Below are 12067 nucleotides of genomic sequence, written 5' to 3' on the forward strand. Positions count from 1 at the left end.
CATGGAACGAGGAACCAAAGAGATGAGCAGCCATCGCGGACAGTTGTTTTCCGATTCGCTCATGGAGGCCATCAAGGGCCGCTTTCATTATGTCGATCACGATATCGACGGCAAAGCGCGCCTCTTTTTCGATAATGCCGGCGGTTCTTTCAGATTGAAATCGGCGCTTGAAGCGTTCGCGCAAGTCGATGCGCTGCCCGATTGTCCCGAGCGCATTCACGAACGCGCGCTCGTTTTGCAGGACATTCAGGCACGCGGCGAAGACGACGTTCGCCGTATGCTCAACGCGCGCAACGGCAGTGTGTATCTTTCGCTGACCGCGTCCGCGGCGATGTTCGAGATGGTGCGCGCGGTCATGGAGAACGTGCCCGGCACGAACGCGGTCACGACCATACTCGAACATCCGTCGTCGTTCGATGCCATGACGATGTATTGCGAGCGCACCGGTAAAACGCTGCGCGTCGCGCCGAGCAACGTGGAAACCGGCGGTATCGATGTCGATGCCATCGTCGCGCTCATCGACGACGACACGGCGTTATTGAGCGTGATGTACGCGTCGAACATTTCGGGTGCCAAGCTCGATATTGCCGAGATCGTCGAACGGGCGCGCGCGCGCAAGCCGGATATCTTCATCATCGTCGACGCGGTTCAGCATGCGCCGCACGCCGCAATCGATCTGCAAAAGACGCCGGTCGACGGTATCAACTTCGCGCCTTACAAGTTTTTCGGCTGCCGGGGTTCGGGCGTGACGTGGCTTTCCGAACGGCTCGCTGCGCTTCCGCATCATCGGCTCGCCGCGAAGGAAAAAGGTGTCTGGGAACTCGGCAGCCCCGCGCCCGCGCAATTCGCGGTGGTGAGCGCCATCGTCGATTACGTGACGTGGATCGGCGCACAATTCAGCGACGCCGACGACCGGCGAGAATTGTTCGTGCACGGCATGCAACGTATCGAAATGCACGAGCGAGCCTTGCTTGCGCTATTGCTCGACGGCGTAGACGGTCAGCGCGGACTGCGGGCAATCGAAGGCGTGCACGTATTCTGGGATCACGACGACCTTACGCGCCGAGATCTGATCGCCGGCATCGGCTTCGATCATCTCGATCCGACCGCCGCCGTGCGCGCTTATGAAGAACGCGGTGTGATCGTCTATGAACGGATCGCGACCAGCCTGTATTCCGGGCGCATGCTGAAATCGTTCAATCTCGACGGTGCGGTTCGCATTTCGCCGTTGCATTGTCACGCGCCCGGCGATATGGCGAAGTTTCTCGCCGTGACGGAAGAGATTGCCATTGCGAACCGGCGCAGCCAATAACGCAAAATGAAATGCAGACGCGCCGGGATTCGATTCGCTGACCCGGCGCGTCTGCATACCAACCCGCACGATCCCCTTCGCCAATCATTTCGGCCGATGCGGCCACGCTCCCCGCTTGACGACCGACCAATAAATCCAGCCGATCAGCACCAGCGCGACGGCGCCCAACATGGTTGGGAGTACCAGGAAAGACCAGCCCGGCTGCGCGGCGAAGATAATCACCGGATTGCTGCCCGCAGGCGGATGCACCGTGCGCGTCAGCATCATCAGCATCAGTGCGGATGCGGCCGCAATCGCCATCGGCATATAGCCGGGACCGAACAGATGCAAGCAGACGAGTCCCGTTAGCGAGGTCAGCACATGGCCGCCGATGATGTTTCTCGGTTGCGAAAACGGGCTGGCCGGAAAACCGAACAGCAACACGCAGGTGGCCCCGAATGAACCGAGAATCCACGGTTCCGAGGTCTCTTGCGCCAATACGCCCACGAGAGCCAATCCAACGAACGCGCCCAGGCCGGCGAGCAGAATACCGCCGGCCTGGGTGCGCCACGTCGAGGCTTCGTTAGCGCTTGCAGAAGCAGCGGACGGAGTCGTCATAAGCGATCAGGCCGCCTTGAAGCGGGCGGCTTCTTCCGAACCCTTCGTCGCGTTGCCCGCGCTGTATGAATGCGCGCCCACGCCGGCGAGTTTGCCGCCTTGCACGATCAGATACTCGTCGCGAATCGGACGGCCCTCGAAATAGCATTCGAGAATTTCGCGCGTGCCCGCCGCATAACGCGCCTGCGCGGACAGGCTCGTGCCGGAGATGTGAGGCGTCATGCCCTGATGCGGCATGCTGCGCCACGGATGATCCGCGGGCGCGGGCTGCGGGAACCAGACGTCGCCGCCATAGCCCGCGAGTTGACCGCTTTTCAGCGCATCGACAATCGCGTCGCGATCGCAGAGCTTGCCGCGCGCCGTGTTGATCAGATACGCGCCGCGCTTGAAATTTTTGAGCGTTTGCGCATTGATCATGTGTTCGGTTTCGGGATGTAGCGGGCAATTCAGCGTGACAACATCGCACACGCGCGTCAGGCTTTCGAGGCTCGTGTGATGCGTGAGATTCAGTTCCTTTTCCACCGACTCCGGCAAACGGTGGCGATCGAGATAATGCAGCTTCATGTCGAACGGCTTGAGCAGACGCAGCACGCGCAAACCGATGCGGCCCGCCGCCACCGTGCCCACGTGCATGCCCTCGATGTCGTACGAGCGCTCGACGCAATCGGCAATATTCCAGCCGCCGCTATTGGCCCAGTTATGCGAGGGCATGTAATTGCGCACGAGCGCCAGCGTCGTCATCACCACATGCTCGGCGACGCTATTGCTGTTGCAGTACGTGACTTCCGCCACCGTGATGCCGCGATCCATCGCGGCCTGCAGATCGGTGTGATCGGAGCCGATGCCCGCGGTCACGATCATCTTGAGTTTCGGCGCCTTCGCGATGCGCTCGGCCGTCATGTACGCGGGCCAGAACGGTTGCGAGATCACGATCTCGGCGTCGTGCAGTTCGCGGTCGAGCACGCTGTCCGCGCCGTCCTTGCTCGATGTCACCACGAGTTGATGATCCTTCGATTCCAGATATTTTCGCAGGCCCAGTTCACCCGATACGCAACCGAGCAAATGACCCGGCGTGAAGTCGATGGCGCGCGGCGTCGGCGTGGTTTGTCCGTCGGGATAACGCGTGATTTCGGGAATCGTGTCGCGCGCGTACTGCTTCGGCATACCGTTGACCGGATCGTCATAAAGCACACAAACAATTTTAGCCACGATGGTGTCTCCACTCTGATGGACGGGAATCCGGCGGCTCTGGGCGCCGCCGGTTGTACGACCGCGCTGCATGCGATCGATCGACGGACAGAGTGTCGACGAGAAGCTCGATGGCGATCCAATTCTTTCGACGTATGAACTGATAAACGCGACTTATCAAACGGCGGGCAACGCTTCTCGCGGTGCGTGTGGCCGCGCTATGAAAGCGTCGAAACGCGTTTGCATGTCGAGGTGTTTCGCGACCTTCCACAAGGCCGCAACGAGTGGCGGACGCGACGGCAGATCGCGCGCGATCAGACCGATCTCGCGCGTGAGTTCGGGTTCGAGCGGCGTCACGGCATCGCGCCGCGTGCTGTCCATCACGCTCAGCACGCTATGCGGCAGCACCGTGTGCAAACCGGCGTGCTGCACATTCGACATCAGCGTGAGCAGCGAATCGGCTTCGAGCACGACTTTCGGTTGAACGCCCGCGCGGCGAAACGCAGCGTTGATCACCTGCCGGTTCTGCATTGAGGAATCCAGAAGACCGAATTGCAGATCGCCGAGCGCGTCCCAGCGACGCGCGCCCGAGCACGAGCTCTCGCCCGCGCCGGACGGCGAAACCAGCACGTAGCGTTCGCGATACAGCGAATGCACTTCGAAACCGGCCTGGGTGTGATCGTCGAGATAGGTGAAGCCGATGTCGAGTTCGTAGTCGTCGAGCTGGCGCAAGATGGCGTCCGAACTCAGCGAGCGCACCGCGAAACTCAGCTTGGGATGCGCCGCGCGGCACGTTGAGATGAGCATGCTCACGACCGGCATCGTCGTGGGAATCACGCCGATTCTGACCGTGCCGGTCAGCAGGTTCGACGCGGACACGTCCTGCCGCATGTGATCGAGCGCGGCGATGGTTTGGCGCGCCCAGCCGAGCACGCGTTCGCCCTCCTCGGTGAGGCCGAGAAAGCGGCGCCCGCGGCGTACGATCACGAGCCCGAGTTCGTTTTCGAGGCTGCGTATCGCCGACGACAGCGCCGGCTGCGTGACGTTGCATAGCTCGGCGGCGCGCGCGAAGTGCTGCTCGCGGGCCAGCGTCACCAGGTAGTTGAGTTGCCGGATGAACATCGCCTGTCTCCCGATCCGGTGGGCGCCGCGCATCTTTTTTCATGACGCGTCCGCGACGTTCCGCCCGTTATGTCCGCTGATATATTACGCTAACTTTGTACGTCATCGCAGCGTGTTCCTCTGCCGGCGTCGTAGAGAGGGGAAATATCGACAGAATCGGGCGTGTAAAAAAGAAAGGGCAAGACGTTTCGTCTTGCCCTTTCTACATCGAGTGACACCGGCCCGGCGGCCGGCGCGGTCATGGATCGCCTGCGTCAGCTCAGATCTTCAGACGCGAGACCTTGGTGCCCGCGAGCGAGACGTCGGCCATCAAACCGGCGTTGGTCATCACGAACACTTCGACCGGATGGGTCGCCGTGTTGGTGTCGACCGCACCGTTCGCGCCGATCGTCACGAGCGCGACCGAGGCGTCGGCGCCTGCGGCCCAGCCGTCGGTTGCGCGGAATTTCTCGAGCGACTCCTGCGTCATGAACGCAAAGATGATGGCCTTCGACTGCGCACCCGCCTGCAGGCCGAACGAGCCCGACACCGTGCTGTAGTAGCCCGAGGTCGAGCCGCCCACGCGCAGCGCGCCTTCGCCGTACTGCGCGCCGACGATGAAGCCGGCCTGCAGCACCGACGGGAACACCAGCACGCCGCGCGACTTGGCGATCAGTTCGCGCGAGCCCGGTACCGTCGAGTACAGCTTGGTCATGGCGTTGTCGACGCTCGCGTCGATCGACTGGCGCTTCGACATATCAGTCGCCGCGTTCGAGTTGTTCGTACCCGTAGTCGTACAGCCCGCGAGCGCGAAACCGCCGGTGGCGAGCGCCGCGGCCGCCGAAAGCATGAAGTTGCGTCGTTGCATGTCGTTATCTCCACACGAATAAGAATTTGCGCAGTGGTACAGCAATCCGCGTGCCCGACGTCTGACGGGCGCCACGCCTGTCCTGTCCGCAGGCGCAAGCAGGGCGACGCTCGCGCGCCGCACCCCGCTCGGCAACGATTCTGCCCGATTTATCGTGACCGGGCGTTGAAGGCCGACACGCGCGCCCTCGCCGCCCGCCCGCTCAGCCGCTCAAGGCGTCGCGGGCTGCCACGACGGATCGGGATCGAAAGCCTTCAGCGACGCCGCCACGCGCGCCCCATTCGGCCCAAGATTCTTCTGATACAGCTTGCCGTCCTGATCGACGATAAAGCTCATTACCCCGGTCTTGCCGTACTGCGCGGGCCACGCCACCAGCGCGAAGCCGCCCGTCAGTTCGCCGTTCTCCACGTAATTGCGCGCGCCGCCGCTCGCATGCGCGCCCTGCGCCGTGAGGATGCGGAAGTGATAGCCGTGATAGCCCTCCTGCGGCGTGATCTTCGCGTTGTGCGGCATGGTTTCGGCAAGCGGGCCGAGCGGGCTTTCGGTATCGCCGGGACCGGCCGGCCAGTAAAGGCCGTCGTGCGTGCCGGGCGTGCTCACGAAGCGCTGCGCGTAGTGCTGCGTGAGACCTTTGTAGTCGTTCTGGGCGTCGACGTAGGCGAGCGCCGTGAGCATCGCCGAGCGCTCGTTGCGGCCGATGCGGCGAGTGAGCACTTCACTCGCGCCTTCGCGCGGATCGAAGCGCCAGCCGCCCGCGCCCTGCACGATCGGGATCGGCAAGGTCCAGCCGCTGTCGCCCACGGCCAGATGCGCGCTGGCCTTGCCCGCAACCGGCGGCGAGTCGGGCACGATCTCGTGGCCCTTGGACCAGGCGCCGAGGAAGTCGTCGATGTCCTCGCGGCCAATGTTCTGCGTGGGAATGAACTGCTGGAAGTCGCTGCCGAGCACGTGCTTCATCGCGTCGTGGTCGTTGGTGGCGAGCGCGTTCGTGAACGCCTCGGCCGCAGCGTCGGGTGTGGGATAGACGGCCTGCGCGAATGCAGCGGGTGCGGCGCCCAGCGCGAACGCGAGCGCGGCGGCAGCCGACACCCCGGCGCGTATCCACCCGCAGGAGCGGGGCTGCGCGCGGCGCGGCGCGCCTTGCGGCAAACGGCGTGCTTGATTGCGGATCATCGCGAGTCTCCTGTCGGGGTTCAACGGTTGCGGCCAAAGTGGCGTTGGCCGCCACCGCCTGCGCCGACCCGGCCGCCACCACCGCCGCCGCCGCCGAACGAGGGACGCGCGCCGCCGCCCGCCTGAGCGCCTCCGAAGCCCCCGCCGCCGCGGTTCTGCAGCGCCTGGCGGCTTTGCTGACCGCGCTGCGAATCGGCGCGCGCCGCGCCGCCGTCGCCCGCGCCGCGCAACGCGTTGTCGCGATTCGCGTTTTGCGCGCGATTGCCGATCTCGTTCTGACGATTCGCGTTCTGCGCCCGATTGGCGGCGTTGTTCTGCGTGCCGCCCTGGCCACCGATGCGTCCGCCTTGCGCACCCTCGCCGCGATTGCTGCGATTGTCGCGATTGTTCAGCGCGTTGGCCCCGCCGTTCGGCCCGTTCCCGCCCGGCCGGTTCGCGCCGTTCGCGCCAGGCCGGTTGCCGCCCTGCTGAATGTCGTGCAAACGCTCGCTCGCATTGCCGCCCATGTTCTGCCCGGTGCGGTTCTGCAAGGTCTGCATGGCCTGCGAACGCGACTGGTCGTAGCCGCGGAAATTATTGCGCTGGCCATTCATATTCGCGTTGTTGAAATTCTGGTTGCGGCGCTCGACGTTGGTGTTGCGATTCCAGTTCGCCGTGCTGGTGTTGGCGTTGATGCGGTTATTGACGTTGATGTTGTTGTAGCGATTGACGTTGATATTCACGTCGTGGGTGCCCCAGCCGAAGCCGCCCCACAACGAATTCGCCACCGCCACGCCCGCGCCGAACGCGAGCCCGCTCACGAAACCGGTGGCGAGCGCGTAACCCGGAGGCGGCGGCATGTAGACGGGCGGATACGCCGGATACGGCCACGCGCCGTACACCACCGTGGGGTTATAGGTCGGCACGTAGACCACCTGAGGATTCGCCGGCTCGATGATGATCGTCTGCGTGCTGCTGCTCGGCGCCTGCTGCACGACCACCTTCTGCTGCTCGTTCGATTTGAGGTTGCCCGCCTTCTGCGCCTGCGTGCGCAGACGCTGCACCGAATCCATCACATCATTGGGCTGCGCGAGAAACGCATTGCCGATCTGCGCGACCCAGTCGGGCTTCGACTCCATCGTCGCCAGCACCTGCGGAAACGCGACCAGCGACTGCACGCTCGGGTCCCACGGCTGCGAGGCCACGGCTTTCACGGCGTCGTCGCCCTGCAGTTTCGGGTTGGCCTTCGACCATGCGGCCGCCGCCTGCACGTCCTGCGCAAACGTGGCGGCCATCAGCACCTGCGCGAGCAGCGCGTCCGGATAAAGCGCGATGGGCGCCGTGAGCGAATCGAGTTGCTGGCTCGACAGGTGCGCGGCATTTTGCGCGAGCGCGGAACGCGGCCCGGACGGGCCAATGAAGAGCGGTGCGGCCGCGAGCGCGGCGCACAGGAGCCAGGCAGCACGCTGGCGTACACCGGACGAGTTCACGTAACGGTCCTCCTGATTGCTGATGGGCGCGATGGTGTGTGTTCTGATGCGCTCTGCAAAGTGCGACGCGTGCGAAGTGCGTCAAGAACATGAAGCACGCGACGTACTGTTATATAGCGCACTTGTGCATATCCCTGCGCGCAAAACGTACCCGCCAAAATACGAGCCGCGCAGCCGCGGTGTCAACCGCGCAGCCGCGAAAGCGCAGCGTTTCAGGAGACGCATCAATGAAGCGCGCAAATGCGCGGAACGCAACAATGCGCAGGACATCGAAGCGCGCTTCGCCGGATCAGTGCTCCGCGTTGGCCGTGCGGCGCTCGGTCGGCGCGAGATGCATGCGCACGAAGCCGAGGTGCTCGCGCAGCACGTAGAACGCATCCGCATACGCAAGCGGCATGCGCAGCGTATTGAGCGAACGTTCGATCTCGTCGAGTTCGTCGATCAGCGCATGGCGTTCCTCTTCGTTGGTGTGCTTGAGCGCGTCGCGCTCGATGGCGATCAGCGCGCCGTAATAGCGATAGATGCGCGAACGCACGCGCCAGCGGTACAGCGCCGGAATCGCACGCAGCGCCGGAAACACCAGCACCGCGAGCGGCAACAGCAGCACGAGCAGCCGATCGGTCACGCTCGCGAGCCAGAACGGCAGGTTGCGATAGAGAAAACTCTTGCCCGACTTGTAGTAACGCGTGGCGTCTTCGCTGATGCGGAAATCGTGCGCCACCGGGCTCGGAAATTCGCCCGAGCGCTGCAGCAGCCCCGGCACGCCGTTCACTTCGCTCGCGGCCTCGATCAGCAGATCGGAGATGGCCGGATGCAGCGTGTCGCGCGCGACGATCTCCACGGTCGGCCCGATCAGATGCACGGTCTGCGGCGGCACGCGGCGGCGCAGATCGAGCACGCCGGTCGGCAGGTCGATGGCCTCCAGATACGGGAAAAGCCGCGTATACGCCGACGATTCCTCGAAGCTCATCACCGAAATGCCGGGAATGTTCAGCAGGCGCAGCATCAGCGTGCGCGTGGTGGAATCGCCGCTCAGCATGGCGGCGTCGACGCGGTTCGAGACCAGCGCCGTGGCCGCCTCCATGCCGTCGAGCGGCAGGAAGGTGGCGTCGCCGCCCGGGTCCATGCCGTTCGCATCGAGCAGCTTGAGCGACAGTTCGCGCGTGCCGCTCCCCACGCGGCCGATGGCGATGCGCTTGCCGTCGAGATCGGAAAGCTGCGTGAGTCCGGAGCCGCGATAGAACACCACGATCGGCAGATATGCCACGCTGCCGAGCGACATCAGCGAGCGCGTGTCCTGGCCGTCGGCCACGCCGCCCTGCACGAACGCGAGATCGACTTTCGATTTGGGATCGAGCAGACGCTGGAGATTCTGCACCGAGCCGTCCGATTCGAGGATCTTCAGCTTCACGCCGTTGCGCGCGAGGACCGTGCGATACGCCTCGGCCATCTGCATGAACGAGCTGTCGCGCGGACCGGCGCTGAGGGTGATGGCGCGCGGCGGCGCCGGATCGACGAGCCACACGACCAGGCCGATCACGACGATGCAGAACAGCGCGACCGGCAGCGTGGAGAGCGCGATGTCGCGCCACGCCGGATGCGACGGGTCACGCATGAAATGCGGCAAAGGTGGACGGTGGCGTCTCATGAGAACCCGGCGGCGATGCGTCGATCTCTGGAAGCCCCATCATGCCATTTTCGCGCCGGATCGGGACGCAGGCGGATACTCGGGGATGCCCGTGCTGGCGAGTGGTTGCGAGGCTGCCCGCGCGCTGAAAGCTACGTAAGCGCGCGCCTACGCACAACGCATCACGCCGCCGCTTTGGTGAGCGCGAACAGTTCGGCGCGCAGCGCCTTCGCGCGATCGCGCTTCATATGCTTTTCGAATTCCGCCTGGGCGTCCTGCCAGAGCGCGTGCGCCTTGTCGTAGCGGCGCAAGCCGCTCGCGGAGAGCCGGTAGACGAGCGTGCGCGTATCGTGCTCGGCGGCGGCCGTGAGCACGAGGCCGTCGCGCTGCAGCGGCTTGAGCGCGCGCACGAGCGTGGTGCGGTCCATCACGAGGTCGTCGGAAAGTTCGGCGGCGGTGGCGTCGGGGCGGCCCGCGAGGCGCGAGAGAATGGTGAACTGCGCGGCCGTCACGCCCGCCTGCGCGAGATGGCGCTCATAGAGCTGCGTGACGAAGCGCGCCGCCTGCCGCAGTGCAAAACAGTTGCATTCCTCGCGCGTCACTCGCTTCGTCATTGCCGGTCACCTTCTCGTGCTTCGTTCGCCATCACGTGAATCTCGTGAATTTCGTGGATCTGGAGCGCGCGCGCCGTTTCGTCGATCACGTCGATCACGTCGATGCGCGCGCCCGGCCATCATACTTTCTGGAGCGCGAGCGCGATACCCTGGCCGCCGCCGATGCACAGCGTCACGACGCCCCGGCGCACGCCGTCGCGCTGCATCGACCAGGCCAGACGCGTGGTCAGAATCGCACCCGTCGCGCCGATCGGATGACCGTGCGCGATCGCCCCGCCTTCCACGTTGACGATGTCGTCGGGAATGCCCAGTTGCTTGATGACCGCGAGCGGCACCGCCGCGAAGGCCTCGTTGATCTCGAAGCGCTCGACGTCGCCGAGCGACCAGCCCGCACGCCGCAGCGCGAGCTGCACGGCGGGCACCGGGCCGAGGCCGAACAGACCCGGCTCGACCGCCGCCACGCCCCACGCCACGAGCCGCACCATCGGCGCGAGACCGTGCGCCTCGGCGAAACCGCGCTCGGCCACCAGCATCGCCGACGCCGCGCTGTTCAGTCCCGGCGCGTTGCCCGCCGTGATCGTGCCGTCGGGGCGGAACGCGGGCTTGAGCTTCGCAAGCACCTCGAAGGTGGTGTCGGGGCGCGGCGCTTCGTCGGTGTCGAAACGCTCCACGCCATTCTTGCCCTTCAATTCCACGGCGACGATCTCCTCCTTGAGACGCCCCGCCGCCTGCGCCGCCGCGAAACGCTGCTGCGAACGCGCGGCCCAGCGGTCCTGCTCGTCGCGCGTGAGTTGCGCCTGCGTCACGAGGTCTTCGGTGTGCCAGCCCGAATGCTCGCCCGAAAACGCATCGACAAGACCGTCGCGCAGCATGCTGTCGTGGATCTGCGCGTTGCCCATGCGATAGCCCCAACGTCCGCCGTCGAGCAGATAGGGCGCGCGGTCCATGTTCTCCATGCCGCCCGCGAGCGCGACATCGGCGAGACCGAGCAGCACTTCCTGCGCGGCGCTCGCCACCGCCTGCGCGCCCGAGCCGCACACGCGGTTCACGGTGAGCGCGGGCACCTGCACGGGCACGCCGCCGCCCAGTTCCGCCTGGCGCGCGGGATTCATCTTGTTGCCCGCCTGGATCACGTTGCCGAGCACGACCGAGCCCAGCAGCGCGGGATCGAGCTTCGCGCGCGCGAGCGTTTCGCGCACCGCGATCGCGCCCAGTTCGGTGGCGGGCACGCCCTTGAGCGCGCCGTTGTACGCGCCGATCGCCGTGCGCACGGGATGGCACAGCACGATCTCGCGCGCGGCGTTCGCGCCCGTATTGAGGGGGGAATTCGGGGTGGAATTCGACAGGCTCATCGTGTTCTCTCCAGAGTTATTCGATGGAACAGCATGGACACTCACAATCGCTGCATGCACCGTTTCATTCTATGTATGCATATGCACACATCCAAGGCGTTTCCTCGAATCGATACTCATGATTCGTGGCACGTTTTATGTCGGCGGCGCATGCGGCGCACGTGGCCTGTCGCCGGGTTCGACGCCCTCGCCTCGCGGCGAAAGGCGCGTGAACCCGCTTACGCGACGGCCGGAAAATCGAGCGTCGTATCGTTGATGCGGTTCACGAGGTTCGTGAACGTGATCGACGCAATCGCCAGCGCAATCTCCACGATCTGGCGCTCGGTATAGCCCGCGGCGCGAATCGCCTGCACCTCGGCTTCCGCGACCGTGCCGCGCGTTTGCACGAGCAGGCGCACGAAGTGGACGAGCGCGTCGCGCTTCGCGTCGCCGCTGGCGTCGCCCGCGCGGATCTGCTTCATCGTTTCCGGTGCGAGGCCCGCGAACTTGCCCGCCAGCGTGTGCGCGGCGAGACAGTAATCGCAGCCCGCCACTTCGCTCACGGCGAGTTTCACGGCTTCGATATCGGGCTTCGACAACGCGCCGCCCGCGAGCACGGCTTCCACGCCGAGTATCGAGGCAAGCGCTTCCGGGCTGTGCGTGCCGATGGTCGCGTAGGCGTTCGGCACCTTGCCGACGGCCTTGCGGATCTTCGCGAAAACGTCGGCGGCGACGCCGGTGGCTTCTTCGGGCTTGATGGAGGAAAGACGGGACATGATCGACTCCT

11 protein-coding genes are annotated in these 12067 nt (G+C 65.1%); 1 reads left to right on the plus strand and 10 read right to left on the minus strand.

What is annotated here, in order from left to right; genetic code table 11:
* Window positions 1–22: 22 nt before the first annotated feature.
* On the plus strand, window positions 23–1312 hold the full coding sequence (locus BMY06_RS00530; protein WP_065064319.1) for an aminotransferase class V-fold PLP-dependent enzyme: 1290 nt from the start codon (window positions 23–25) through the stop codon (window positions 1310–1312).
* Between the two features lie 84 nt (window positions 1313–1396).
* Here the strand turns inward: BMY06_RS00530 and BMY06_RS00535 are convergent, their stop codons facing one another.
* The 10 genes from BMY06_RS00535 to BMY06_RS00580 form a co-directional block, all read right to left on the minus strand.
* Window positions 1397–1909 carry an HPP family protein gene (locus tag BMY06_RS00535; RefSeq protein WP_074981044.1) on the minus strand — a complete coding sequence of 171 codons (513 nt, stop codon included), beginning with the start codon at window positions 1907–1909 and terminating at the stop codon, window positions 1397–1399.
* A gap of 6 nt (window positions 1910–1915) precedes the next feature.
* A complete protein-coding gene (locus tag BMY06_RS00540; RefSeq protein WP_065064322.1) occupies window positions 1916–3118 on the minus strand; it encodes an NAD-dependent formate dehydrogenase in 1203 nt (400 codons plus the stop codon).
* Window positions 3119–3274: 156 nt separating this feature from the next.
* Complete coding sequence (locus tag BMY06_RS00545) at window positions 3275–4219, minus strand: LysR family transcriptional regulator (RefSeq protein ID WP_074981046.1); 945 nt, start codon at window positions 4217–4219, stop codon at window positions 3275–3277.
* Between the two features lie 259 nt (window positions 4220–4478).
* Window positions 4479–5066, minus strand: coding sequence for a BPSL1445 family SYLF domain-containing lipoprotein (locus tag BMY06_RS00550; protein WP_065064326.1), 588 nt, complete (start codon window positions 5064–5066; stop codon window positions 4479–4481).
* A 210-nt stretch (window positions 5067–5276) separates the two neighbouring features.
* Window positions 5277–6239: a DUF2950 domain-containing protein gene (locus BMY06_RS00555; RefSeq protein WP_065064328.1), complete on the minus strand. Its 963-nt coding sequence runs from the start codon at window positions 6237–6239 to the stop codon at window positions 5277–5279.
* A 20-nt stretch (window positions 6240–6259) separates the two neighbouring features.
* Complete coding sequence (locus BMY06_RS00560; protein ID WP_065064330.1) at window positions 6260–7708, minus strand: DUF3300 domain-containing protein; 1449 nt, start codon at window positions 7706–7708, stop codon at window positions 6260–6262.
* A gap of 289 nt (window positions 7709–7997) precedes the next feature.
* The gene (locus BMY06_RS00565; protein ID WP_074981048.1) at window positions 7998–9356 is read right to left on the minus strand and encodes a TAXI family TRAP transporter solute-binding subunit; all 1359 of its coding nucleotides are present in this window, start codon (window positions 9354–9356) and stop codon (window positions 7998–8000) included.
* Between the two features lie 161 nt (window positions 9357–9517).
* Window positions 9518–9949, minus strand: coding sequence for a MarR family winged helix-turn-helix transcriptional regulator (locus BMY06_RS00570; RefSeq protein ID WP_065064334.1), 432 nt, complete (start codon window positions 9947–9949; stop codon window positions 9518–9520).
* A 119-nt stretch (window positions 9950–10068) separates the two neighbouring features.
* Window positions 10069–11301: a thiolase family protein gene (locus BMY06_RS00575; RefSeq protein WP_074981050.1), complete on the minus strand. Its 1233-nt coding sequence runs from the start codon at window positions 11299–11301 to the stop codon at window positions 10069–10071.
* A 218-nt stretch (window positions 11302–11519) separates the two neighbouring features.
* Window positions 11520–12056, minus strand: coding sequence for a carboxymuconolactone decarboxylase family protein (locus tag BMY06_RS00580; protein WP_065064337.1), 537 nt, complete (start codon window positions 12054–12056; stop codon window positions 11520–11522).
* Window positions 12057–12067: the final 11 nt, after the last annotated feature.

Origin of the sequence: Paraburkholderia tropica, assembly GCF_900109265.1 — a bacterium.
GTDB classification, from domain to species: domain Bacteria; phylum Pseudomonadota; class Gammaproteobacteria; order Burkholderiales; family Burkholderiaceae; genus Paraburkholderia; species Paraburkholderia tropica.

Coding starts and splice junctions, on each gene's coding strand:
- BMY06_RS00530 (WP_065064319.1), top strand. CDS start 23: ATGAGCAGCCATCGCGGACAGTTGTTTTCCGATTCGCTCATGGAGGCC.
- BMY06_RS00535 (WP_074981044.1), bottom strand. CDS start 1,909: ATGACGACTCCGTCCGCTGCTTCTGCAAGCGCTAACGAAGCCTCGACG.
- BMY06_RS00545 (WP_074981046.1), bottom strand. CDS start 4,219: ATGTTCATCCGGCAACTCAACTACCTGGTGACGCTGGCCCGCGAGCAG.
- BMY06_RS00550 (WP_065064326.1), bottom strand. CDS start 5,066: ATGCAACGACGCAACTTCATGCTTTCGGCGGCCGCGGCGCTCGCCACC.
- BMY06_RS00555 (WP_065064328.1), bottom strand. CDS start 6,239: ATGATCCGCAATCAAGCACGCCGTTTGCCGCAAGGCGCGCCGCGCCGC.
- BMY06_RS00565 (WP_074981048.1), bottom strand. CDS start 9,356: ATGAGACGCCACCGTCCACCTTTGCCGCATTTCATGCGTGACCCGTCG.
- BMY06_RS00570 (WP_065064334.1), bottom strand. CDS start 9,949: ATGACGAAGCGAGTGACGCGCGAGGAATGCAACTGTTTTGCACTGCGG.
- BMY06_RS00575 (WP_074981050.1), bottom strand. CDS start 11,301: ATGAGCCTGTCGAATTCCACCCCGAATTCCCCCCTCAATACGGGCGCG.
- BMY06_RS00580 (WP_065064337.1), bottom strand. CDS start 12,056: ATGTCCCGTCTTTCCTCCATCAAGCCCGAAGAAGCCACCGGCGTCGCC.